The 22899-nt window shown below is 62.6% G+C and carries 22 protein-coding genes and 2 tRNA genes; 10 read left to right on the top strand and 14 right to left on the bottom strand.

The genetic code is table 11. From position 1 onward, the window contains the following. Positions 1–11: 11 nt before the first annotated feature. The 7 genes from B597_RS28360 to B597_RS28330 form a co-directional block, all read right to left on the bottom strand. The gene (locus B597_RS28360) at positions 12–629 is read right to left on the bottom strand and encodes a 50S ribosomal protein L25/general stress protein Ctc (protein WP_003294562.1); all 618 of its coding nucleotides are present in this window, start codon (positions 627–629) and stop codon (positions 12–14) included. Positions 630–747: 118 nt separating this feature from the next. After that, a complete protein-coding gene (locus B597_RS28355; RefSeq protein WP_003294564.1) occupies positions 748–1689 on the bottom strand; it encodes a ribose-phosphate pyrophosphokinase in 942 nt (313 codons plus the stop codon). Between the two features lie 78 nt (positions 1690–1767). After that, positions 1768–1842 (bottom strand) — tRNA-Gln (locus tag B597_RS28350). 51 nt (positions 1843–1893) lie between these two features. Beyond that, positions 1894–1968, bottom strand: a tRNA-Gln gene (locus tag B597_RS28345). Between the two features lie 19 nt (positions 1969–1987). Next, the gene (ispE, locus tag B597_RS28340; protein ID WP_003294565.1) at positions 1988–2848 is read right to left on the bottom strand and encodes a 4-(cytidine 5'-diphospho)-2-C-methyl-D-erythritol kinase; all 861 of its coding nucleotides are present in this window, start codon (positions 2846–2848) and stop codon (positions 1988–1990) included. Continuing rightward, positions 2849–3469, bottom strand: coding sequence for a lipoprotein insertase outer membrane protein LolB (gene lolB / locus B597_RS28335; RefSeq protein WP_003294566.1), 621 nt, complete (start codon positions 3467–3469; stop codon positions 2849–2851). A gap of 3 nt (positions 3470–3472) precedes the next feature. Beyond that, on the bottom strand, positions 3473–5200 hold the full coding sequence (locus B597_RS28330) for a tetratricopeptide repeat protein (protein ID WP_003294567.1): 1728 nt from the start codon (positions 5198–5200) through the stop codon (positions 3473–3475). 200 nt (positions 5201–5400) lie between these two features. On the opposite strand from B597_RS28330, the gene hemA reads away from it, so the two are divergent. The 6 genes from hemA to B597_RS28300 all read left to right on the top strand — a co-directional run bounded on the left by hemA (position 5401) and on the right by B597_RS28300 (position 10780). After that, positions 5401–6669 (top strand): glutamyl-tRNA reductase, encoded by a 1269-nt coding sequence (gene hemA, locus B597_RS28325; RefSeq protein ID WP_003294568.1) that lies wholly within the window; start codon positions 5401–5403, stop codon positions 6667–6669. After that, the gene (prfA, locus tag B597_RS28320) at positions 6666–7748 is read left to right on the top strand and encodes a peptide chain release factor 1 (RefSeq protein ID WP_003294570.1); all 1083 of its coding nucleotides are present in this window, start codon (positions 6666–6668) and stop codon (positions 7746–7748) included. Before hemA ends, prfA begins: the two co-directional genes overlap by 4 nt. A 36-nt stretch (positions 7749–7784) precedes the next feature. Next, complete coding sequence (gene prmC, locus B597_RS28315; RefSeq protein ID WP_003294572.1) at positions 7785–8612, top strand: peptide chain release factor N(5)-glutamine methyltransferase; 828 nt, start codon at positions 7785–7787, stop codon at positions 8610–8612. Positions 8613–8633: 21 nt separating this feature from the next. Continuing rightward, positions 8634–9389: a molybdopterin-synthase adenylyltransferase MoeB gene (locus B597_RS28310; RefSeq protein ID WP_003294573.1), complete on the top strand. Its 756-nt coding sequence runs from the start codon at positions 8634–8636 to the stop codon at positions 9387–9389. Beyond that, positions 9382–10176, top strand: coding sequence for a glutamate racemase (gene murI / locus B597_RS28305; RefSeq protein WP_024161727.1), 795 nt, complete (start codon positions 9382–9384; stop codon positions 10174–10176). Before B597_RS28310 ends, murI begins: the two co-directional genes overlap by 8 nt. 85 nt (positions 10177–10261) lie before the next feature. Then, positions 10262–10780, top strand: a complete 519-nt coding sequence (locus B597_RS28300) for an acyloxyacyl hydrolase (protein WP_003294577.1) — start codon at positions 10262–10264, stop codon at positions 10778–10780. A gap of 49 nt (positions 10781–10829) precedes the next feature. Here the strand turns inward: B597_RS28300 and B597_RS28295 are convergent, their stop codons facing one another. The 3 genes from B597_RS28295 to upp form a co-directional block, all read right to left on the bottom strand. Then, entirely contained in the window at positions 10830–11135 is a 306-nt protein-coding gene (locus B597_RS28295) for a YkgJ family cysteine cluster protein (RefSeq protein WP_003294578.1), read from the bottom strand. 238 nt (positions 11136–11373) lie between these two features. Continuing rightward, on the bottom strand, positions 11374–12633 hold the full coding sequence (locus tag B597_RS28290) for a uracil-xanthine permease family protein (protein ID WP_003294579.1): 1260 nt from the start codon (positions 12631–12633) through the stop codon (positions 11374–11376). 2 nt (positions 12634–12635) lie between these two features. After that, positions 12636–13274 carry a uracil phosphoribosyltransferase gene (gene upp / locus B597_RS28285; protein WP_003294581.1) on the bottom strand — a complete coding sequence of 213 codons (639 nt, stop codon included), beginning with the start codon at positions 13272–13274 and terminating at the stop codon, positions 12636–12638. A gap of 261 nt (positions 13275–13535) precedes the next feature. On the opposite strand from upp, the gene B597_RS28280 reads away from it, so the two are divergent. The 4 genes from B597_RS28280 (at position 13536) to B597_RS28265 (ending at position 20894) form a co-directional block, all read left to right on the top strand. Further along, entirely contained in the window at positions 13536–14093 is a 558-nt protein-coding gene (locus tag B597_RS28280; protein WP_003294583.1) for a hypoxanthine-guanine phosphoribosyltransferase, read from the top strand. Between the two features lie 571 nt (positions 14094–14664). After that, positions 14665–16548, top strand: a complete 1884-nt coding sequence (locus tag B597_RS28275; RefSeq protein ID WP_003294585.1) for a DUF1302 domain-containing protein — start codon at positions 14665–14667, stop codon at positions 16546–16548. 102 nt (positions 16549–16650) lie between these two features. Continuing rightward, positions 16651–18012, top strand: a complete 1362-nt coding sequence (locus B597_RS28270; protein ID WP_024161726.1) for a DUF1329 domain-containing protein — start codon at positions 16651–16653, stop codon at positions 18010–18012. A 257-nt stretch (positions 18013–18269) separates the two neighbouring features. Further along, a complete protein-coding gene (locus B597_RS28265) occupies positions 18270–20894 on the top strand; it encodes a LuxR C-terminal-related transcriptional regulator (RefSeq protein WP_024161725.1) in 2625 nt (874 codons plus the stop codon). A 93-nt stretch (positions 20895–20987) separates the two neighbouring features. On the opposite strand, the gene B597_RS28260 is transcribed toward B597_RS28265, so the two are convergent. The 4 genes from B597_RS28260 to B597_RS28245 all read right to left on the bottom strand — a co-directional run bounded on the left by B597_RS28260 (position 20988) and on the right by B597_RS28245 (position 22758). Then, positions 20988–21251 (bottom strand): DUF3509 domain-containing protein, encoded by a 264-nt coding sequence (locus tag B597_RS28260; protein ID WP_003294591.1) that lies wholly within the window; start codon positions 21249–21251, stop codon positions 20988–20990. A gap of 115 nt (positions 21252–21366) precedes the next feature. Continuing rightward, a complete protein-coding gene (locus B597_RS28255; RefSeq protein ID WP_003294592.1) occupies positions 21367–21621 on the bottom strand; it encodes a YebG family protein in 255 nt (84 codons plus the stop codon). A 97-nt stretch (positions 21622–21718) separates the two neighbouring features. Beyond that, a complete protein-coding gene (locus B597_RS28250) occupies positions 21719–22183 on the bottom strand; it encodes a hypothetical protein (RefSeq protein WP_003294594.1) in 465 nt (154 codons plus the stop codon). A 119-nt stretch (positions 22184–22302) separates the two neighbouring features. After that, entirely contained in the window at positions 22303–22758 is a 456-nt protein-coding gene (locus tag B597_RS28245) for a DciA family protein (RefSeq protein WP_003294596.1), read from the bottom strand. Between the last annotated feature and the right edge of the window lie 141 nt (positions 22759–22899).

The raw sequence follows: 22899 nt of genomic DNA, 5'->3' as shown, positions 1-22899 counted from the left end.
ATGCGAGTGGATTACTCGGCAGCGCCTTCTTCTTTCGGAGCGTCTTCCTTGCTCACGCGCGGTGCGTGAACGTTGGCAACCGGCAGGTCGCTGCCGTGGGCCAGGGCGACCAGCTCAACGCCTTTCGGCAGCTTGAGGTCGGTCATGTGCAGAACCTGGCCGACTTCGACGTTGGCCATGTCGACTTCGATGAATTCCGGCAGGTCTTGCGGCAGGCAGGAAACTTCGACTTCGTTGAGGTTGTGCAGAATTTCGCCGCCTTGCTGCTTCACGCCCACGGAAGATTCCTGGTTGATGAAGTGCAGGGGAACGGTGGCGGTCAGCTTGTGGCCGGCAACGACGCGAACGAAGTCGGCGTGCAGGACGAAGCTCTTGGCCGGATGACGCTGCAGCGCCTTGATCAGAACGGATTCGTTCTGGCCATCGACGTTCAGGTTCAGGACGTGGCTGAAGGACGCTTCGTTTTCCAGCAGCTTGGCGAGATCCTTGGCCAGGATGCTGATGGACTGCGGGGCCTTGTCGCCACCGTAGATGACGGCCGGGACCAGGGAGGCGTTACGACGCAGGCGGCGGCTCGCACCTTTCCCCAGGTCGGAACGCACTTGGGCATTCAGAGTGAAATCGTTCATGGTGATTCTCCAGTAGCAACATTACCTGTCGCGCTTGCGACCAGCGCTCGGGCTGTTGGGCAAAAAGCCCCGCACGAGGCGGGGCACATTACGTTCAGTGCGGTTTCGAAGCTTTCGCTTAGCGGAACATCGCGCTGATCGATTCGGCATTGCTGATGCGGCGCACCGCTTCAGCCACCACTGGCGCGATGTCCAGTTGGCGAATTCGGGTGCAGGACTGTGCGGCGGCCGACAGCGGAATGGTGTTGGTCACCACCAGCTCGTCGAGCACGGAGCCTTCGATGTTCTCGATGGCGCGGCCGGACAGGATCGGGTGCGTGCAGTAGGCGTAGACCTTGGCAGCGCCATGGTCCTTCAGCGCCTTGGCGGCATGGCACAGGGTACCGGCTGTGTCGACCATGTCGTCGACCAGGATGCAGGTACGGCCTTCGATGTCACCGATGATGTGCATCACCTCGGACTGGTTGGCCTTGGGCCGACGCTTGTCGATGATCGCCAGGTCCACACCGAGGGACTTGGCCACGGCACGGGCGCGGACCACGCCGCCGATGTCGGGGGAGACGATCATCAGGTTCTCGAAGCGCTGGGCCTGGATGTCGTCGACCAAGACCGGCGAGCCGTAGATGTTGTCCACCGGCATGTCGAAGAAACCCTGGATCTGGTCGGCGTGCAGGTCGACGGTCAGCACGCGGTTGACGCCGACGACGTCGAGCATGTCAGCCACGACCTTGGCACTGATCGGCACACGGGCAGAACGCGGGCGGCGGTCCTGGCGGGCATAACCGAAGTAGGGGATCACGGCGGTGATGCGCGACGCCGAGGAGCGGCGGAAGGCATCGGCCAGGACCACCAGTTCCATCAGGTTGTCGTTGGTCGGAGCGCAGGTCGGCTGAATCAGGAAGACGTCCTTGCCGCGAACGTTCTCGTTGATCTCGACACTGATCTCGCCGTCGGAGAACTTTCCGACATAGGCATCACCGAGGGGAATATGCAGCTGACGTACGACACGCCGGGCCAGGTCGGGGTTGGCGTTCCCCGTGAAGACCATCATCTTGGACACGCGCAGTACCTGCCTGAGGGTGGGTCCGATGAATAAAAAGCTGTTCAAAAGGCAAGCTCTTGAACAGCTTCAAGTGTATGGCAGGGGCGGCTGGATTCGAACCAACGCATGCCAGGATCAAAACCTGGTGCCTTACCGCTTGGCGACGCCCCTGTAGGGTCAACTTCTCTGTGCGCAACCGCTTGTACGAACCTTGCGAGGTTATGGCAGGGGCGGCTGGATTCGAACCAACGCATGCCAGGATCAAAACCTGGTGCCTTACCGCTTGGCGACGCCCCTGTATCGTACAACCTGTGTGCTACGCACTCACTTCCTGTGCCATTCGTTCAAGGCTTCGGTGCAACATCGAAACGTTACGACCACGGGCCACGAAACTCGGCAAAGAGTCTGGAAGTTGGCGGCGGACTTTATCAGCCTCGCCTTCGTTTGGGAAGCTCCCAAACACACAAGCTCCAGTGCCGGTCATACTTGCCGGAACGTATTTGTTCAACAAGCTCAAGGCGTTACGAACTTCCGGAAAACGCCTCTCGACTACCGGCTGACAGTCGTTATGACCGCCCCCTGCAAGAAGGCTGCGAACTGTAATGGCCGGGGTATTACGTGTCAACTCCGGGTCGGCAAATATTTCCGCTGTACTAACAGCGACTTGCGGCGCTATCACGAGGAACCACGGCTCGGGTAAATCGACGGGCTGCAAGCGCTCGCCGACGCCTTCGGCGAAGGCGGCGCGGCCCCGGACGAACACCGGTACGTCCGCGCCCAGCGCAAGCCCCAGTTCGGCCAGTCGATCTTCACCGAGGTGGAGCTGCCAAAGCAGGTCGAGGCCGAGCAGGGCGGTGGCCGCATCGGAGCTGCCGCCGCCGATACCGCCGCCCATGGGCAGGCGCTTGAGCAGGCGGATGTCAGCGCCCTGTACGCAGCCGCTCTCGCGTTGCAGCAGGCGAGCGGCGCGGACGATCAGGTTGTCGTCGTGCTCGACGCCCGGCAGCTCGGTGTGCAGGCGGATCTGGCCGTCATCGCGCGGGCTGAAGCTCAGCTCGTCGCCGTAGTCGAGAAACTGGAACAGCGTCTGCAGTTCGTGATAGCCGTCGGCGCGGCGTCCGACGATGTGCAGCATCAGGTTGAGCTTGGCCGGTGCCGGCAGGGTCAGCGTCGGCATTCAGCGGCCCAGCTGGCGCGGTTGCCAGTCCTTGATGACCAGCGTGATCTGCAGGTCGTGGCCCTGCAGGCGGATGCGCTCGGGCAGGGCGAAGCCGTCGTGCTGGGCATAGGCCAGGTAATCGACCTGCCAGCCGTCCTGTTCCAGGCGCGCCAGGCGGCTGTCGCCGTCCAGGCTCAAGCGGCTGCGACTGTCCGGTGCCGGTAGCCCGCGCACCCACCAGAGCAGATGCGAAACCGGAAGCTGCCAGCCCAGCTGTGCTTCGACCAGTGCTTCCGGGGAGTCGGCTTCGAAACGGCCCTGGCCGGCCACTTCCAGCGCTACGGCATCCGGGCGTCCAGTGAGGCGGGTCGCGCCGCGGCCGAGCGGTCCGGACAGGCGAATGTCGAAATATTCCTGGCGCTGCAGCCAGAACAGCGTCCCGCTGCCCGAATCCTGCGGCGCGCGGATGCCGATCTTGCCGCTGATCTGCCAGCCGTCGAGGGTCGCAACCTGGCCGCGGTGTTCCTTCCAGGCTGCCGCATTGCCAGGCCCTTCGACCGATTCGCGTGGGCCCAGCCCGGCACAGCCGGCCAGTAGAAGGGCCAGGCAGGGGGCTAGGAGGTTTCTCAGCAGGCTCATGGGTCAGGGCTTCTCCGATCCGGTCAGCCGCTTGAGCGTATCGCGCAATATCGGGCTGTCGGGTTGTTGGGTGAATGCCTTCGACCAGACCGCGCGGGCCTCGCTGCGTTCACCGAGCGTCCATAGCACCTCGCCCAGATGGGCCGCCACTTCGTGGTCGGGGAAGCGCTGCAGAGCCTTGCGTAGCAGGGCCTCGGCCTCGCTCAGGTTGCCCAGGCGGAAGTTGACCCAGCCGAGGCTGTCGAGAATGGCTGGATCGTGAGGGTTGAGCTGGTATGCCTGTTCGATCAGCTGCAGGGCTTCATCGTGGCGGCTGGTGCGGTCGGCCAGTGTGTAGCCCAGGGCGTTGAGCGCCATGGCATTGTCCGGCTCGCGCTCGATGATGAAGCGCAGGTCGCTCTCCAGTTGCGTGAGATCGCCGCGCTTTTCCGCGAGCATGGCGCGGGTATAGAGCAGGTTGAGGTCGTCGGGGAATTCGGCGAGCGCCTGCTCCACCAGTTGCCAGGCCTGCTCCGTACGTTCGTGCCCGGAGAGCGCCTCGATCTCGATCAGGTACAGCTGGATGGCATAGTCGGGTTGCTGCTGGCGGGCATCGGCGAGCACCGCCGAGGCCTCCTTGTCGCGGTTGCCGGCGTACAGCAACTGGCTCTGCAGCAGTTTCGCAGGAAGGTATTCGTTGCCGGGGCCGACCTGGGCCAGGGCAGCCAGGGCCTTTTCATTCTCGTCCATTGCCTGGTAGGCGCGGCCGAGGTTGAACTGCGCGGCGTCGACGTGGCTGCCGCGCTCGACCAGCTCCTCCAGATAAACGCTGGCCTCGCGCCAGGCCTGCGCTTCCATGCAGACCAGCGCCATGGAAAAACGCAGGTCGTCGTCGGCCGGATGCTGCTGGACCAGCGTGGCGAACTCGCCCATGGCATCTTCCAGGCGCTCGTGTTCGACCAGCAAACGCGCATAGGTCAGGCGCAGGCGCTTGTCTTCCGGGTATTGGCGCAGGCCCTTTTCCAGCAGCGGCAAGGCCTCGTCGCCTCGCTGCAGGCTGTGCAGCAGGCGTGCCTCGAGCAGTATGGACGGGACCTGGCGTTGCCTGGTTGGCTGCTGCTGCAGCAGGGCAAGCGCCTCTTCGCTACGGTCGTCCTGTTGCAGGAGGACGGCCTTGCCAAAGGACAGCTGCGGGTTGTCCGGATGCTTGAGCAATAGTCTGTCGAAGCTCTGCAGCAGCCCGGCACGGGTATCCGGGTCGGTTTCCGAGGCTGACAGCGCCAGGAAGTCGAAGTGCGTATCGCCTTGACCCTGCAGCACCTTTTCCATGAACTCCAGCGATTCTTCGTAGCGACCGGCGCGTGCCAGTTGCACGGCAGCGGCGCGTTGCGCGTCGAGACTGTCCGGTGCGTTGCGCGCCCATATCAATGCCGTATCCAGCGCGGCCTGGTCGGCACCGAGGTACTCGGCGATGCGGAATCCCCGTTCGGCGACCCCGGCATCCTGCGTGGCATGCGCCTGCTGGACGTAGTTGCCCAAGGCGATGTCGAAGCGATTGCGCTGTCCCGCCAGTTCCGCGACCAGCAGTGCATAGAGCGATTCGCGGCTGAACGAGCCGTGCTCTGTCGCGGCAGTGGGCGGGCTCTGCGGCGCTGTGTCCTGAACCGGCGGGCTGCTTTCCGGCGCCTGCTGCAGGAAGGTCTGGCAGCCGCCGAGTAACAGCAGGGCGGCAAGTGCGGCAAGTCTATTCATAGGGAAGATGTACGGCTGGAATGCGGTCGCGGCATGATGACACAAGCCGCCGGGCAAGCCCATGGCCGCCACGGCGGCGCTAGGCCGGTTCGGTAGCCAACGGGGCATACCAATCGAATCGGACAATCGAGGGCAATGGTTGTTCTCCATCAGACGAAGTAGGAGAATTGCGCGCTCCGTTTTCCAATCAGCGATTCTGCATGGCTTTCCTCGCGCTTGGCATCAATCACAAGACCGCTTCGGTGGACGTCCGCGAGCGCGTGGCCTTCACGCCGGATCAGATGGTCGAGGCCTTGCGCCAGCTGTGTCGCGTCACGCCGACGCGCGAGGCGGCGATCCTTTCCACCTGTAATCGCAGCGAGCTGTATCTGCAGCAGGATGAGGCCGAGGCCGATGCGGTACTCGCCTGGCTCGCCAGCTACCACCGCCTGAGCCTCGATGAACTCAAGGCCTGCGCCTACGTGCATGTCGACGATCAGGCCGTGCGCCACATGATGCGGGTCGCTTCCGGTCTCGATTCGCTGGTGCTGGGCGAACCGCAGATTCTCGGTCAGATGAAGTCGGCCTATGCGGTCGCGCGTGAGGCCGGCAGCGTCGGTCCGTTGCTGGGGCGGCTGTTCCAGGCGACGTTCAGCACGGCCAAGACCGTGCGCACCGATACCGCCATCGGCGAGAACCCGGTTTCCGTCGCGTTCGCCGCGGTCAGCCTGGCGCGGCAGATCTTCAGCAATCTGCAGCGCAGCCAGGCGCTGCTGATCGGCGCCGGTGAGACCATCACCCTGGTTGCGCGGCACCTGCACGAGCAGGGCGTGAAGAAGATCGTGGTCGCCAACCGTACTCTCGAGCGGGCCAGCGCGCTGGCCGCCGAACTGGGCGCGCAGGCCATCCTGCTCGCCGACATTCCCGATGAGCTGTACAACAGCGACATCGTCATCAGTTCCACCGCCAGCCAGTTACCTATTCTCGGCAAGGGCGCGGTCGAGCAGGCGCTCAAGCGGCGCAAGCACAAGCCAATGTTCATGGTCGATATCGCCGTGCCGCGGGACATCGAGCCGCAGGTCGGCGAGCTGGACGACGTCTACCTGTATACCGTCGACGATCTGCACGAGGTGGTCGCCGAGAACCTCAAGAGCCGTCAGGGCGCGGCCCAGGCGGCCGAGGAGCTGGTCGCTGCCGGTACCGAAGACTTCATGCAGCGCCTGCGTGAGCTGGCGGCGGTGGATGTGCTGAAAGCCTATCGACAGCATGCCGAACGGATTCGCGATGACGAGTTGAACAAGGCCCAGCGTCTGCTGGCCAACGGCGCCAGCGCGGAGGATGTGCTGGCGCAACTCGCTCGCGGCCTGACCAACAAGCTGCTGCATGCACCCAGCGTGCAGCTGAAGAAATTATCTGCCGAGGGCCGCGTCGAGGCGCTGAGCATGGCCCAGGAACTCTTCGCCCTGCACCCGGGCACGGAAAAACCATGAAAGCTTCGCTGTTGAACAAGCTGGACATCCTGCAGGATCGTTTCGAAGAACTCACCGCGCTGCTCGGTGATGCCGAAGTCATCAGCGACCAGAATCGTTTCCGTGCCTATTCGCGTGAATACGCCGAAGTCGAACCGGTGATCGTCGCCTATCGCCAGCTGTGCAAGGTCCAGCAGGATCTCGAGGGCGCCCAGGCGCTGCTCAAGGACAGCGACCCCGACATGCGCGAGATGGCCGAGGAGGAGGTTGCCGAAGGCAAGGCCCAGCTCGAGACGCTGGAAGCCAACCTGCAGCGCATGCTGCTGCCCAAGGACCCCAACGACGGGCGCAACGTGTTCCTCGAGATCCGTGCCGGCACTGGCGGTGACGAGGCGGCGATCTTCGCTGGCGATCTTTTCCGCATGTATTCGCGCTATGCCGAGAAGCAGGGATGGCGCGTCGAGATTCTCTCCGAGAGCGAGGGCGAGCACGGCGGCTACAAGGAGGTGATTTCGCGCGTCGAGGGCGACAACGTCTACGCCAAGCTCAAGTTCGAGTCCGGCGCGCACCGCGTGCAGCGTGTCCCGGAAACCGAGTCGCAGGGGCGCATTCATACTTCGGCCTGCACCGTGGCGGTATTGCCCGAGCCGGACGAGCAGGCGGCAGTCGAGATCAACCCGGCCGAACTGCGCATCGACACCTATCGCTCCTCCGGTGCCGGCGGTCAGCACGTCAACAAGACCGATTCGGCGATTCGTATCACGCACCTGCCCACCGGTATCGTGGTCGAGTGCCAGGAAGAGCGTTCGCAACACAAGAACCGCGCCAAGGCCATGGCCTGGCTCGCGGCCAAACTACAGGATCGCCAGGATGCGGCGGCGCACAAGGAGATCTCCGAAACGCGCAAGCTGCTGGTCGGCTCCGGTGATCGTTCCGAGCGTATCCGCACCTACAACTTCCCCCAGGGCCGTGTCACCGACCATCGGGTCAACCTGACGCTGTATTCGCTCAACGAGGTGATCGGTGGCGCCGTGGAGCAGGTCATCGAGCCGCTGCTGCAGGAATACCAGGCCGACCAGCTGGCCGCGCTGGGCGACTGATCCTTGTCCGCCTCGCGGCGCATCCGAGAGCATGTCATGCCAACCATCGAATCCCTGCTGCACAGTGCCGATCTGCCGGATTCGCCGAGCGCCAGGGTAGATGCCGAATGGCTGCTTGCCGCCGCGCTGGGCAAGTCGACCAGCTACCTGCGCACCTGGCCCGAGCGTGAGGTTACGCCGGCCTGCGCCGAGCGCTTCGCTGCCGACCTGGCGCGTCGTCGGCGCGGCGAGCCGGTCGCCTATATCCTCGGTCGCCAGGGCTTCTGGAGCCTGGAGCTGGAGGTTGCGCCGGATACGCTGATTCCGCGCCCGGATACCGAGCTGCTGGTGGAAACCGCGTTGCGGATGCTGGCGGCGACGCCAAGCCGGGTGCTCGATCTGGGTACCGGCACCGGTGCCATCGCACTGGCGCTGGCGGCCGAGCGGCCGGCATGGCAGGTCTGCGGAGTCGACCGCATCGGGGCGGCCGTGGCTCTGGCCGAGCGTAACCGACTGCGCCTGGGTCTGAATAATGCGACGTTCGCCGTGAGCGACTGGTTTTCCGCGCTGGATGGCGAGCGCTTCCAGCTGATCGTCAGTAACCCGCCCTATATTCCGGCCAGCGACCCGCATCTGCTGCAGGGCGACGTACGTTTCGAGCCGCAGAGTGCGCTGGTCGCCGGGCAGGATGGGCTGGACGACATTCGCGCGATCATTGCCCAGACGCCCGGGCATTTGCAGCCGGGCGGCTGGCTGCTGCTCGAACACGGTTACGATCAGGCCGAAGCCGTTCGCGCACTATTGGCTGCACGGGGCTTCGAGGCCACGGAAAGCCGGCGTGACCTCGGCGGACACGAGCGCATCAGCCTCGGGCGCCTGCCATGATTTGTCTTGTGAGGTTTGCAGATGCTCAGTGACGAAGAACTGCTGCGCTACAGCCGGCAGATCCTGCTCAAGCAGGTCGATATCGATGGCCAGTTGCGCCTCAAACAGAGTCGCGTGCTGATCGTCGGACTCGGTGGGCTGGGCTCGCCGGTGGCGCTTTACCTGGCGGCAGCCGGTGTTGGCGAGTTGCACCTGGCCGATTTCGACACCCTGGACCTGAGCAATCTGCAGCGTCAGATCGCCCATGACGGCAGCTCGCTGGGGCTGCACAAGGTCGATTCTGCGATGGCCCGGCTGGAGGCGCTGAATCCGCACGTGCGGCTGGTGCCCTACCGCAGCGGGCTGGATGCCGATTCCCTGGCTGCGGCCGTCGATCAGGTCGACCTGGTGCTCGACTGCACGGATAACTTCGGCATTCGCGAAGCCGTGAATGCCGCCTGCGTGAAAGCCCGTAAGCCGCTGGTCAGCGGTGCCGCCATCCGCCTCGAGGGGCAGTTGTCGGTGTTCGATCCGCGCGTAGCGACCAGCCCCTGTTATCACTGTCTCTACGGACACGGCAGCGAGGCCGAGCTGACCTGCAGCGAGGCCGGCGTGCTCGGCCCCTTGGTGGGCATGGTCGGCAGCCTGCAGGCCTTGGAAGCGCTGAAGCTGCTGGTCGGCTTCGGTGAGCCGTTGATCGGCCGGCTGCTGCTGGTCGACGCCATGACCGGTCGCTTCCGCGAATTGCGGGTCAGGCGCGATCCACAATGCGCGGTGTGTGGCTGTGCCAATGGCTGAAAGCGCGGCGCCCATTGGCGTTTTCGATTCCGGCGTCGGGGGGCTTTCGGTCCTGCGCGAGATTCGTCAGCGCCTGCACCATGAGTCGCTGCTCTACCTGGCGGACAGCGCGCATGTGCCCTATGGCGAAAAAAGCCCGGAATACATCCGCGAGCGCTGCCGCGTCATTGCCGCTTTTCTCGTCGAGCGCGGTGCCAAGGCGCTGGTGCTGGCCTGCAACACCGCGACGGCCGCTGGGATCAACGAGTTGCGTGAACATTATCCGCAGCTGCCGATCATCGGCATGGAGCCGGCGGTCAAGCCGGCGGCCTTGGCCACGCGCAGCGGTGTGGTCGGCGTACTTGCCACCACCGGCACGCTGAAGAGCGCCAGGTTTGCCGCGTTGCTCGATCGCTTCGCCGCGGACGTGCGCGTCATCACGCAGCCGTGCCCCGGGCTGGTGGAGCGCATCGAGGCGGGCGATCTGGACAGTGCCGAGCTCAGCGCCATGCTTTTGGCCTGGGTCGAGCCGCTGCTGGAGCAGGGGTGTGACACGCTGATCCTGGGATGCACGCATTACCCCTTCATCCGCCCGCTACTGGCAACGCTGATCCCGGGCGATATCCGGCTGATCGATACCGGTGCGGCAGTCGCGCGACACTTGGGCGAGCGCCTGGCAGAGCGCCAGCTTTTCTCCATTGGCGAAGCCAGTCACCGGTTCTATTGCAGCGGCGATCCCCGGCGAATGGCCCGGGTGCTGCCTATACTTTGGGGGGGAAACGGCGTCGTCGAGTTCTTTGCGAACTAGGAACTCCCGGCGCGAGAGGGTTTCTCAACGTATGCTGGCAAAAAAAGATAACCAAACAAAGCAGTGCATTTATAAGGACGTTTCCATGAAAAAACTGTTCTCCCTGGCTGCGGTGGCAGCGTTTTCCGTCGGGCAGATGGCGGCTGCTCACGCTGTCGACTTCACCGCAGCGGTCGGCCAGAGCGGCGAATCGACCATGACCTATCGGCTGGGCGCCCAATTCGATTTCGGCACCAGCTGGTTCCAGACCGGAGTGGGCCGGCTGACCGGCTACTGGGATGCCGGTTACACCTACTGGGAGGGCGACGAGTCGTCGAGCAACCACAGCATTTCGCTGGCTCCGGTGTTCGTCTACGAGTTCGCCGGTGAGTCGGTCAAGCCGTACGTCGAGGCAGGCATCGGCGTGGCAGCGTTCGAAAACACCGAGGTCGAGGGCAACCGATTGGGCTCATCGTTCCAGTTCGAAGACCGGATCGGTGCCGGCCTGCGTTTCGCCGGTGGCCATGAAGTGGGCGTGCGGGCGATCCACTATTCCAACGCCGGCATCAAGCAGCCGAACGATGGGATCGAGAGCTACGCGCTGCATTACCGGATGGCCTTCTAGGCACGGCCGCGTACCGTTGCAGGGCTTTGCACGGGCTCTGCGACGGTGATCAGCAGTAGGCGGTGGCGCTGCCCTTGCGTTCTTCCCGGCAATCATCCGAACCCAGTTCGAACTCCCGGCAGATCAGCGGGCGGTTTTCGTAGATCGTGCAGCGCATGCTGTCGCGATCGAGCGCCGCGCACCAGCCATCCTCCAGCCGCAGCATGACTTGCGCGCCCCAGCTGTCGGTGTCGATATAGCGCTCCGGAACACCGGTGTCGCTGAACAGCAGTACTTCGAGGCGGCAGCAGCAGGCAGCGCACGTGGCGCAGCTCACGGCGGGTTCGTTCACCTGCAGGTGGGGGATTTCGTTCATCGCGGCAGTGTAGCGAGTTTCCCGGCATGATTGGCGCATGAATGCCGAGCGGCCCTGTATCGACGATGTGAAAGTCCATGGCGAGGCAGGTTGGGGCGGGGATGCGCAGCCTGAGCCGCGCAGCGGCGAAGCCCGGCGTCGGGTAACGCCGAAGCCCCGCTAAAGGCCTGATATCCCACAGGTTGGGGTTCGTCGGCTCAACCCAACCTGCGGAGTCCGCATCAGCGGCGCGCTGGCCTCAAACGCGGTCGTCCAATTGCTTGTTGCGCCAGCCATCGCCGCCCGGCAGCAAGAGATTGAGCAGCAGCGCGATGATCGCGCACAGCGAGATGCCGGACAGGGTGAACTCGCCATAGCCGATCGCCATGCCACCGATTCCGAACACCAGCGTCACCGAGACGATGATCAGGTTGCGTGCTTCGGACAGATCGACCTGGTGCCGGATCAGCGTGCTCAGGCCGACCACGGCAATCGAGCCGAACAGCAGGCAGAGGATGCCGCCCATCACCGGGACCGGGATGCTCAGCAGCCCGGCGCCGAACTTGCCGATGAACGCCAGGGCGATGGCGAATACCGCCGCCCAGGTCATGATCTTCGGGTTGTAGTTCTTGGTCAGCATCACGGCGCCGGTCACTTCGGCGTAGGTCGTGTTCGGTGGGCCACCGAACAAGCCGGCCGCAGACGTAGCCACGCCATCGCCGAACAGGGTGCGGTGCAAGCCGGGCTTCTTGACGTAGTTGTTGCCCGTCACGCTGCCGATCGCAACCACGCCGCCGATATGCTCGATGGCCGGTGCGAGGGCGACCGGGACCATGAACAGGATGGCGCCGATGTTGAACTCCGGGGCAATGAAGTTGGGCATCGCCAGCCAGGGAGCTGCCGCGATGCCGCTGGTATCGACTACGCCGAAGGCGAACGACAGTCCGTAGCCGACCGCGACGCCAGCGAGAATCGGCACCAGGCGGAACAGGCCCTTGCCCAGCACGGCCACCAGCAGCGTGGTAACCAGGGCCGGCATCGAGATGAGCATTGCCGTCTCGTACGGAATCAGCTGGGCGCTGCCATCGCCGGCCTTGCCCATGGCCATGTTCACCGCCACGGGCGACAGTGCCAGGCCGATGGAAATGATCACCGGGGCGATGACCACCGGTGGCAGCAGGCGGTCGATGAATCCCGGTCCTTTCAGGCGTACGGCGAAGCCGAGCAGGATATACACGAGTCCCGCCGCCACGACGCCACCCATTACCGCAGGCAGGCCGAACTCACCCTTTGCAGCGATGATCGGTGCGATGAAGGCGAAGCTCGATGCGAGGAATACCGGAACCTGGCGCCGTGTCACCAGCTGGAACAACAGGGTGCCCAGACCTGCGGTGAACAGTGCAACGTTGGGGTCCATGCCGGTGATCAACGGCATCAGCACCAGGGCGCCGAAAGCTACGAAAAGCATTTGCGCGCCGGCCAGTACCTGCCGACCAAGCGGCTCGTCGGTGTGCGACATGCTCAGATGTCCTTCTGCTTGGTGCCAAAGATCTTGTCGCCGGCATCGCCCAGTCCCGGGACGATGTAGCCGTGCTGGTCGAGACGCTCATCGATGGATGCCGTAAAGATCAGCACGTCGGGGTGTGCCGCCTCCACGGTGGCGATGCCTTCCGGAGCGGCGACCAGTACCAGCGCGCGAATCTCCTTGCAGCCCGCCTTCTTCAGCATGTCGATGGTGGCAACCATCGACCCGCCGGTAGCGAGCATGGGGTCGATGATGATCGCCAGTCGTTGTTCGATTTCCGGAACCAGCTTTTCCAGGTAGGTCTGCGCCTGCAGGGTTTCTTCGTTGCGCGCGATGCCGACCGCGCTGACCTTGGCGCCGGGAATGAGGCTGAGTACGCCATCGAGCATGCCGATGCCGGCCCGCAATATGGGTACGACGGTGATCTTCTTGCCGGAAATTTTCTCTACCTGCACCGGCCCGCACCAGCCGTCGATGCTGTAGTGTTCCAGGGGCAGATCCGAGGTGGCTTCATAAGTGAGGATCGAGCCCACTTCCTGAGCAAGTTCGCGGAAGTTCTTGGTGCTGATGTCGGCGCGGCGCATCAGACCGAGCTTGTGGCGGATCAGCGGATGGCGGATCTCTCGAATGGGCATTATGGGCTCCGGCGGGCAAATAAACCGGCTTAGATTAAAGCATCGCAGGGTCAGCGGCTATTCGCGCGTCATTCGGCCGGCGGACTTGCTGTGGGCGGCGAGGGTGGGTATCTTCCCCGCCCTTTCGCGGGCGGCCGAAAACGGGCTGTTCGGTCAGGTTTTTCGCTGTCCAGGGTTGTGCCTGGCATTCGGCGATTCAACCACATGGGCTGCCAGTGTCGGCTGGTGCTCCAACCTATATCCTTCTGGGGGAATCGCTTCATGTCCGTCGATCTCGCACATATCCGCCAAGTCATGGCCGAGGCAGACTGCCTTTACACCGAAGAGCAAGTCGAAGCGGCGATCGCCAGGGTCGCCGAGACGATCAATGGCGAGCTGGCTGAGCGCAATCCCGTCGTCTTCTGCGTCATGAACGGCGGCCTGATCTTCTCGGGCAAGCTGGTGCCGAAGCTGAACTTCCCGCTCGAGCTGTCCTATCTGCATGCGACCCGTTACCGCAACGAGACCAGTGGCGGCGAGCTGTTCTGGAAGGCCAAGCCGGAAATTTCCTTCATCGATCGCGACGTGCTGATCATCGACGACATCCTGGACGAGGGGCACACCCTCGGCGCGATCATCGATTTCTGTCGTCACGCCGGCGCCGCTGCCGTACACACCGCGGTGCTGATCGACAAGGATCACCAGCGCAAGGCTCGGCCCGATCTAAAGGCCGATTATGTTGGCCTGAGTTGCATTGATCGCTACATCTTTGGCTATGGCATGGACTACAAGGGTTACTGGCGCAACGCGCCGGGAATCTACGCGGTAAAAGGTATGTAGGCAGCTTTGCCAGCCTTGGTCGGCATCCTGATGCGCATCCGCAATGGGTGCGCATGCTGTTTGCTGCGGCACGTTGTCGCTGTTTGCCCGTTCTGCCGCGACGCAGTGCCGCTGCATCGGCAGATGCCGGACCTTTTCGGTTTGAAGTCAGCCTCCGTTACGTTTCGTTTCGCCCCATCCTGCTCCTGAAGGTAACGCCCTCTGTCCTGGCTGTGGATCATCCGGCCGCCTGCGGCCCGTTGGCCATTCGCCCTGTCGATCGCTTGTCACCTTGATTCAGGTGGCTTGGCCTGCCTTATTGCTTTCATGAATAGCACTTTAGGATAACTGGCCGACAGTTTCTCATGCTCAGGGGCGGGAAAGGCTCTGCAATGGGCTTTGCGCCCTTTGCGTTCAGGGCTAAGCTCAGAACGTCGTTAATAGGCATGGCTCAACGAAATCACGCTGAAAGCCACTGCCGGGAAGGCTATTAACACTAAAGGATTACAAGCTAAATCAAACCTTAGTGCGCTTAACCCTCCCTCTGCGTCTGGGTAGGGTTGACGCACTTCGAACCAACCAGGAGCGCCTCATGACAAAAACAACAAGGCACGGAATCTTCCAGCCGAAGTCTCTGGCCCTAGCCGTCGCGCTGGGCACTGCCGCCCCGGCCTACGCTGTGAACTTCAACATCGGAGAGATCGAAGGGCAGTTCGATTCGTCCATGTCTATCGGTGCCAGCTGGTCCATGGCTAATCCCGATATGGATCTGGTCGGCGCCAATAACGGCGGAACCGGATACACGCAGACTGGCGATGACGGGCGTCTGAACTTCAAGAAGGGCGAGACGTTTTCGAAAATCTTCAAAGGCGTCCATGATCTCGAGCTTCGTTATCGGGACAGCGGCGCCTTTATCCGCGGCAAGTACTGGTATGACTTCGAACTGAAGGACGAAAGCCGCCTGTTCAAGGACATCAGCGACAGCAACCGCAAGGAAGCCGCGCAATCGTCAGGTGCGCAGATCCTCGATGCCTTCCTCTACCACAACTATTACGTAGGAGACCTGCCGGGCACGGTGCGGCTCGGTCGCCAGGTCGTGAGCTGGGGTGAAAGCACCTTCATCGGCAACTCGATCAACTCGATCAACCCGCTGGATGCGGCGGCATTCCGCCGTCCCGGTGCCGAGATCAAGGAAGGCTTGATTCCGGTGAATATGTTCTACATCTCTCAGAGCCTGACTGATCGCTTAAGCATGGAGGCGTTCTATCAGTTGGAGTGGGATCAGACCATCGCCGACAACTGCGGCACGTTCTTTGCGGTAGATGTTGCGCAGGATGGGTGTGATAACAACTACCACGCGGGTAGCCCAGCGGTCGCTCCGTTGCAACCGATTTCCGGAGCGTTTGGTCAGGGTTTTGATGTCACTCCAGAAGGCGTGGTTTTGCCGCGAGCTGGGGACCGCGATGCGCGTGACTCCGGCCAGTTCGGCCTCGCTTTGCGTTGGTTGGGGGATGCCACGGAATACGGTGCGTATTTCATGAACTACCACAGCCGTACGCCTATCGTAAGCACCCAAACAGCTACCGGCATTCTGGGAATGGCGACCAACCCTGCGTTCGGCACTGCCGTGGGTGGGGCGGTAGCGGTTACTGGAGGGCCTTGTGACCCTGCCGTCTTTGGAGGCAACACATCAGCATGCGTACAAGAAGTTGCAGGTGGCCTCCTGCAGTCGGCCGCTCTGGGTAACGGTCGTTACTACTTAGAATATCCGGAAGATATCCAGCTGTATGGCCTGAGTTTCTCAACTACGTTGCCGACTGGGACCGCCTGGGGTGGAGAGATCAGCTATCGCCCGAACGCTCCTGTGCAAATCAATACTCAGGACGTAACACGTGCGTTGCTCAATCCTCTTTCACTGGGGCTTACCGGAAGCGCAGCTTCACCCGTTGCTAGCATGGAAGGGGCGGACAATCGAGGGTATAACCGCAAAGAGATTACTCAGATCCAGACTACTTTCACACACTTCTTCGACCAGGTACTGGGCGCTGGTCGCGTGACGTTGGTAGGTGAAATCGGCTATGCGCATGTTGGCGGCTTGGAGAGCAAAAGCGAACTCCGTTATGGTCGTGATGCTATTTATGGATCCGTTGATGATCCATTGGCACTAGCCGACTACGGCGATGACGGTTTCGTAACCGCCAACTCCTGGGGTTATCGCGTGCGCGCTCTGGCTGATTACAGCAACGTCTTCGCCGGGGTCAACCTGACGCCGAACGTCTCCTTCTCCCATGACGTCGATGGCTACGGCCCCAACGGTCTGTTCAACGAGGGCTCCAAGGCCGTCAGCGTTGGCGTGGATGCCGTGTACCAGAACATGTACACCGCCAGCCTGTCCTACACCGACTTCTTCGGTGGCGATTACAACACGCTGGTTGACCGCGACTTCCTTGCGTTCAGCATGGGTGTGAACTTCTAAGGAGCTTAGCTCGACGCCCGATTGGCGAAGATGCGCCGGTCGGGCGGTTGCGGTAGGCATGGCCTCCGGCCGTACAACAAGATCAAGAGGAACTGGAATCGTATGAAAACAACAAGAAAGCTATTCAGTGTCTTGGCCTTCTCTCTGCTCGCGAGCAGCGTGATGGCCGCGGTAGCCCCTGAAGAGGCGGCCAAGCTCGGGACATCCCTGACGCCGCTGGGTGCCGAAATGGCAGGAAATGCCGATGGCAGCATCCCCGCATGGACTGGCGGTCTCAAGACCGATGCGGCGCCCCTCAAGAGTGGGCATCTGACCAACCCTTTCAAGGATGAACAGCCCAAGTTCGTCATCACTGCGCAGAATGTCGAGCAGTACAAGGACAAGCTGACTGCCGGTCAGCTGGCAATGTTCAAGCGCTATCCGGACACCTACAAGATTCGTGTATTCCCGACTCATCGCACCGTCGCCGTGCCGGATGAAATCTACGAGGCTGCGAAGAAAAGTGCGTTGAATACCGAGCTCGTCGAGGGTGGCAATGGTGTTGCCAACTTCACCGACAGCCGCTACTACGCGTTCCCGATTCCGAAGAATGGGCTTGAAGTGGTGTGGAACCACATCACCCGTTATCGCGGCGGTAACGTGCGTCGCAATATCGTCCAGGCCACGCCGCAGACCAATGGCAGCTACACCATGGTTCATTTCGAGGATGAGGTGGCATTCCCGCTGGGGATGACCGACCTGGATCCGGAGCGTGCCAAGAATGCGCTGTTGTTCTTCAAGCAGCGTGTGACGGCACCCTCTCGCCTGGCAGGTAACGTACTGCTAGTACACGACTCGCTGGACCAGGTGAAGGAGCCTCGCCAGGCGTGGATCTACAACGCCGGTCAGCGCCGTGTTCGCCGTGCACCGCAGGTGGCCTACGACGGTCCGGGCACCGCTTCGGACGGCATGCGCACTACCGACAACTTCGACATGTTCAGTGGTGCGCCGGATCGGTACGACTGGAAGCTGATCGGCAAGAAGGAGCTGTACATTCCGTATAACAGCTATGAAATCGCGTCCAGCGACCTGAAGTACGACCAGATCATCAAGGCTGGCCATGTCAATCAGGATCTCGCTCGTTACGAGCTGCACCGCGTCTGGGAGATCGAGGCCACGCTCAAGAGCGGCGAGCGGAACATCTATGCCAAGCGTCGTTTCTTCGTCGATGAGGACAGCTGGACCATCGTTCAGTCGGAACTGTATGACGGTCGTGGCCAGTTGTGGCGTGTAGGCGAAGCCCATTCGCTGCAGTACTACCAGCACAAGGTGCCGGCTTATGCTTTCGAGGCACTCTACGACATCATTTCCGGTCGCTATATTGCAATCGGTATGAGCAATGAAGAGAAACCTCACGAGTATGGCTATCGTGCATCTGCCCGGGACTTCACTCCTGCCGCGCTGCGCAACGCCGGGGTTCGTTGATTCTCTGACATTTAGCTGATGAATAAGGCGGCCAGGTTGGCCGCCTTTTTTTTGCCTCAAAGCAGCGGATGATAATTTCACGTGATTGCTCCCTTTCCACGTGAGATCGCGCTCAAAGGGAGCGTCGGCCCAGATGACGTAGTCCAGTCCGAGGGCGAAGGAAGATGCCCGTCTGCCGCTCATGGCAATCGAACGTGGCGGCTGGCAAGCGCCGCGCTGTGTTTCAATGGACTGATTCAAATAAGAGAACCGTTGCCATGTCCGTACGCTTCATTCCTGATGCGCTCAGTGCAGAGGCAGCTGCCGCAGAGCAACTGGCGTCGATTCCTAGGCTTCCCCCTGTGCATATCGGGCGTCCGCGGCTGGTTCGGTCGTTGCTCGAAACCGACTGTAGGTTACGTCTGATCTGCGCGCCGGCAGGCTTCGGCAAGACCGTACTGATGAGCGAATGTGCCCGGCTTGTGCCCGCTGGCACACGATTGATCTGGCTGGACCTTGGCGGACGGGCTTGCACGGTGGCCATGCTGTATGACCAGCTCAGTGCTGCTCTGGGGGAGCCGGAGGCGGGCGAAGGGGATGCGGAAAAGGCCATGCTGGCACTGGTGCGGCGTGTGCGGCAGCCGTTGTGGATCATGCTCGATGACTATCCTCGGGATTGCGATCCGGCGCTCGATGCCTGTCTCGACATGCTGCTGGATATGGGGCCTGCCCTAGTCAGTTGGTGGGTATCCAGTCGCCGCCAGCCGGCCTGGAAGCTGCCCAGGCTTCTGCTGCAGGGGCATCTGTTCGAGTTGGAGGCGGAAGCGCTTGCCTTCACCGAGGATGAGCTCGGGCAGGTGCTCGGCGCGCATCGGATGGTGCTTTCGCCTGACTGTTTCCAGCAGTTGCATCGCGGCATGGAAGGATGGCCTGCCGGTGTTTGTCTGATGCTGCTCAACGCCGATGAACAGGCACTGCGCGAGCGCCTGGTAGCCGGTACGCCATTGTTGCGTGACTACGTTCAGCGCGAGGTGGTGACCGGGCTCAGTGATGATGTGCGTCGTGCGCTGGCGGCGTTCGCGCGAATGCCTCGTTTCTCGGCAGAGCTCTGCGACCATGTGCTCGACGGTGTTGGCCGCGAGATTCTCGATGTGCTCAAGACTCGCCAGCTGTTCATTCGGCAAATCGACAACTGCGGCGAGTGGTTTCGCCTGTGGAAGCCGCTGGCGCTGATGTTGCAGCGCTCGGTCGAAACCGTGGCGCCGACTCAGGTGCATCTGCGTGCCTGTCAGTGGTTTGCCAGTCGCGGCGAGATGCGCGAGGCGGTGGAGCATGCGCTCTGGGCTGGGCAGCCTGAAGTGGCGGCCAACTTCCTGCAGCGTTACGGCCAGGAACAGCTGCTGATCGGTGACAACGTGTCGCGCTTTCTCAAATGGCGAAGCGAGCTACCACAGGACCTGTTCGCCAGTACTACGCGACTGATCGTGTTGCAGGGCTGGGCACTGATCATCTCGGCACGCCTCGACGAGGTGGGCGAATGCCTGGCCGAGCTGGCCAAGTTCTTTCCGCAGCCCGATGCCCGCCGACAGGCTCAGTTGCTGGCGCAGTGGCAAGCGCTGCGCGGCTTTCTCGCGCGCCTTCGGGGTGAGCCTGAAGCGCGTGAGCATTGTCTGCAAGCCTTGGAAGTGCTGTCCGATCACGCCTGGGCACAGCGTGTGCTTTGCTACCAGGTGCTGACTCAGCAGGCGATGTCCGAAGGCAAGCTGGAGCTGGCCCAGCAGTACAACAGCGAGGGCATGAAGCTGGCGCGGCTGAAGGGCAGCGTGCTCTACGAAATGATGCTCAGCGTCGATCGCATTCAACTGCTGGAACTCACGGGGGAGTTCGAACGCGCGGTCGGCGTGCTGAGCGAAGCGCTTCAGGTCCTGCGTGAGGCGGTGCGACACAGTCCGCTGATCGGCCGTCTGCAGCTTTTGCAGGGGCATCTGCTGGCTTATCAGGGGCTGGATGAGCAGGCGCAGGATGCCTACCGGCTCGGCAAGGTCGAGACGGAAACCTGTGGCGATTCATACTGTTTTTTTGGTTATGTCGGGCTTGCAGAGCTGGCGGCGCGCAATCAGGCGTTTGCTGGCGCCTATCACTGGTTGCGTGATGCCGAGCGGCTGTCGCAGTGGCGACACGTCCCGGAGTCACGTTTTCGCGGCATCCTGCCGCTGATAAATGGCGTGGCGTGGTTGCATCAGGGGGAGCTGCGCAAGGCTCGCGGTGCGCTATGCCAGGTACTGGAACTTTACGATGGCCGGGGCTATCTGGCGCCGTCCGGGTTCTACGAACTGCTGCCAAGGCTGCGGCGTTATCTGGCGGTCATCGACATGCTGGAGGGGCATCCGAGCCGGGCGATCACCGCGTTGCGCGAGCAGATCGAGCAGAATCTGCGAGCTCAGCGCCTGGGGCTGGCGTGCGAATGCCGGTTCAGCCTGGCCGAGGCGCTCCAGGCCGACGGGCAGTCCGCCGAGGCCGAGGTGGAGCTGCGCCTTGCGCTGGGTCAGGCGGCGCGCCAGCAACTGGTCAAGCCCTTGTACGAGCTGCACCATCGACAGTCGCAGTGGTTGGCGCGCGCCCTGCCTACGGCCGGGAAGGGGGAGTCACTTAGGCAAAGGCTGCTCAAGTACGAACGTGAGCCGGAAGTGACGCTGGCGACAGCCGATGAAAAGGTACTCAGCAATCGGGAGCTCACCGTCTTGCGGCTTATCGCTCAGGGTTGCTCCAATCAGGAAATTGCCGAGCAGCTGTTCATCTCGCTGCATACGGTCAAGACCCATGCGCGCAGGATCAATACCAAGCTTGGCGTGGCGCGTCGAACGCAGGCGGTGGCGAAGGCCAAGGCGTTGTCCTGGCTCTGATGCTACGAGGCACGAGACATGGGCCAGCAGATGCGTTCTTGTCGTTATCACTCGACGTGCTGATCCGTGGAGGTCTGCAGCCGGTTGGCTCCACTACAGCGAGGCGGGCTGCAGCGTCTGCGCTGATCGAGGCGGCTGCTCTCCGTGCTCGATGGCGAGACTGAACTGCAGGCTGGTGATCAGCCGCTGCAACTGCTGCTGATCCTGCCACTGCTCGGTGCTGATGTAACGCTTCACGGCAACGCCTTGAGCACCCGTCAGGGTCAGCAGGATGCTGCCGTCGGGCTTCTCGATGCTGAAGTTGACGTTGTAGCGCGGACGAAACACATCACTGATTTTCTGAAATGGACTCGTCATGCCTGGGCACCTGTTTCAGGGGGAATGCCAGCAATGGACCCGGCTGGCAGTCACAAGTTTCCCCCTTCCGGGTCGTCATGCTGCAGCAGAAGGCCGCATGTCGGTGCGGTCGATTTCAGGCTTCACCGAGCAGCTCTGACAATGCTTCAGGGCTGCTCTTGAAGGCCTTGGCGAACAGTTCGCGGTGCCTGGCCATGTAGATGCCGATGTCTTCGGCCTGCTGCTCACTGAGGGACGGAGAGGCCTGCTGCATGACAGCTGCCAGCGCCTCGGCCAGTTCAAGCATCTTGTCGTGACGATCGGCTTCGGCTTTATCCATGAACAGACGCTCCAGGTCCCTGCTGCTGCGGTACACCACTTCGACGGCCATTTACCACCTCGGTCATTGGCAGATTGATACTGTTTATATGTACAGCATAAGCGGCTGCGGCCCGGATTGATAGCCTCATGGATGCAGGAATTCCTCGTCAGCGGGCGAACTGTCCCTGCACGCGTTCAGCGTGAAACTCGAGCGTGGCGCCACGATAGCCACTGCGCAGCAGCGGTAGTGGCAGGCAGGACTCCCATTTGGCACCGGGCTGGAGGTCGCCGGGGCCCTGATAGGCTGGTGCGTCGAAGGCACTTCGCGCCAGGTTGGTGCGCGAGCCCGGGGCATAGGCCGCCACCTCCCATTGCAGGCGCCGCAAGGGTTCGTCGGTGTGGTTGTGCAGTCGTACCAGCAGCGGTCGGGCGCCGGGGCAGCGCTGCGTGTCATAGGACAGGCTGATCTCGATGCGCGAGAGCAACTGCTCCAGGCGATGTTCCTGCCACAGTACCCAGCCGGCGACCAGCGCGAGACCGAGCACGGCGCCCAGCGAAATGGGCACGGCCCTGAAAGGGTAGCGGATCAGCAGCGCCAGCCAGGTGAGGATGAGCAACGCGCCGATCAGCATCTTTGGACTCCGGCGCACAGGTGGCTAACTGGCATGAGGGACCTCCGTCGCGGTGGCACCCATGCTAACCCGTGATGGCAGCAAGTGCGTAACGCTGGCCCGTGCATTGGCAGCGGATGTCAGTCCTCTGCTTTGGTATGACTGGCCAGGCGTTCAAGGGCCGCGCGCAGCCTGGGGTCGCGAATGCCCTGCGCGGCGGCCTGAATGCTGTCGGCCGCGTTGCTGGAAAGTGGTTGCGTGCGCGCCGGGGTGTGCCGCGGAGGGGGAGGGGGCTGTACCTTGAACTGGATACGCGTGAGGCCGGCGAACGCCTCGAGCGCTTCCAGCTGTCGCTGCAGTCGACGCTGCTGATAGCGCAGGCGAGTGGCCCAGTGGCCATCGGTGACGATCAGCAGCAGGCAGCCTTCGCGCCACGACGCCACGCGACAGTGCTCGCGGGCGGCCGGTTGCAGCTGGCTTTCCAACAACCGTTGCAGGTGGTCAAGCCGAAGGGCCTCGCCGAACAGCGCGCGCAGCGGCTTCGCTTCGCGCAACAACGCGGCGGGAGCTCGGGCGGGCGACGGGCGAAAGGCCATGATGGTCCGTGGTTCGGTGGCTGGCCTCGCATGGTAGCAGAAGCCCACGAACCATAGCCTGGCCGATGCAGGCGAGCCGGGGGCGTTTCAGCTCGCGGTTGGCCCGGCCCCGTGGTGCCTCTTCTGGTCCGGGTGGTAACC

Source organism: Stutzerimonas stutzeri KOS6 (genome assembly GCF_000307775.2).
GTDB classification, from domain to species: Bacteria; Pseudomonadota; Gammaproteobacteria; order Pseudomonadales; family Pseudomonadaceae; genus Stutzerimonas; species Stutzerimonas stutzeri_B.
Note: the sequence above shows the minus strand (reverse complement) of the source record. Positions and strands in the feature narration are given on the sequence as shown.

Coding starts and splice junctions, on each gene's coding strand:
- B597_RS28280 (WP_003294583.1), top strand. CDS start 13,536: ATGTCCGTCGATCTCGCACATATCCGCCAAGTCATGGCCGAGGCAGAC.
- B597_RS28275 (WP_003294585.1), top strand. CDS start 14,665: ATGACAAAAACAACAAGGCACGGAATCTTCCAGCCGAAGTCTCTGGCC.
- murI (WP_024161727.1), top strand. CDS start 9,382: ATGGCTGAAAGCGCGGCGCCCATTGGCGTTTTCGATTCCGGCGTCGGG.
- B597_RS28255 (WP_003294592.1), bottom strand. CDS start 21,621: ATGGCCGTCGAAGTGGTGTACCGCAGCAGCAGGGACCTGGAGCGTCTG.
- B597_RS28250 (WP_003294594.1), bottom strand. CDS start 22,183: ATGCTGATCGGCGCGTTGCTCATCCTCACCTGGCTGGCGCTGCTGATC.
- B597_RS28260 (WP_003294591.1), bottom strand. CDS start 21,251: ATGACGAGTCCATTTCAGAAAATCAGTGATGTGTTTCGTCCGCGCTAC.
- B597_RS28295 (WP_003294578.1), bottom strand. CDS start 11,135: ATGAACGAAATCCCCCACCTGCAGGTGAACGAACCCGCCGTGAGCTGC.
- B597_RS28245 (WP_003294596.1), bottom strand. CDS start 22,758: ATGGCCTTTCGCCCGTCGCCCGCCCGAGCTCCCGCCGCGTTGTTGCGC.
- hemA (WP_003294568.1), top strand. CDS start 5,401: ATGGCTTTCCTCGCGCTTGGCATCAATCACAAGACCGCTTCGGTGGAC.
- prfA (WP_003294570.1), top strand. CDS start 6,666: ATGAAAGCTTCGCTGTTGAACAAGCTGGACATCCTGCAGGATCGTTTC.
- upp (WP_003294581.1), bottom strand. CDS start 13,274: ATGCCCATTCGAGAGATCCGCCATCCGCTGATCCGCCACAAGCTCGGT.
- B597_RS28330 (WP_003294567.1), bottom strand. CDS start 5,200: ATGAATAGACTTGCCGCACTTGCCGCCCTGCTGTTACTCGGCGGCTGC.
- lolB (WP_003294566.1), bottom strand. CDS start 3,469: ATGAGCCTGCTGAGAAACCTCCTAGCCCCCTGCCTGGCCCTTCTACTG.
- B597_RS28360 (WP_003294562.1), bottom strand. CDS start 629: ATGAACGATTTCACTCTGAATGCCCAAGTGCGTTCCGACCTGGGGAAA.
- prmC (WP_003294572.1), top strand. CDS start 7,785: ATGCCAACCATCGAATCCCTGCTGCACAGTGCCGATCTGCCGGATTCG.
- B597_RS28290 (WP_003294579.1), bottom strand. CDS start 12,633: ATGTCGCACACCGACGAGCCGCTTGGTCGGCAGGTACTGGCCGGCGCG.
- ispE (WP_003294565.1), bottom strand. CDS start 2,848: ATGCCGACGCTGACCCTGCCGGCACCGGCCAAGCTCAACCTGATGCTG.
- B597_RS28310 (WP_003294573.1), top strand. CDS start 8,634: ATGCTCAGTGACGAAGAACTGCTGCGCTACAGCCGGCAGATCCTGCTC.
- B597_RS28300 (WP_003294577.1), top strand. CDS start 10,262: ATGAAAAAACTGTTCTCCCTGGCTGCGGTGGCAGCGTTTTCCGTCGGG.
- B597_RS28265 (WP_024161725.1), top strand. CDS start 18,270: ATGTCCGTACGCTTCATTCCTGATGCGCTCAGTGCAGAGGCAGCTGCC.
- B597_RS28270 (WP_024161726.1), top strand. CDS start 16,651: ATGAAAACAACAAGAAAGCTATTCAGTGTCTTGGCCTTCTCTCTGCTC.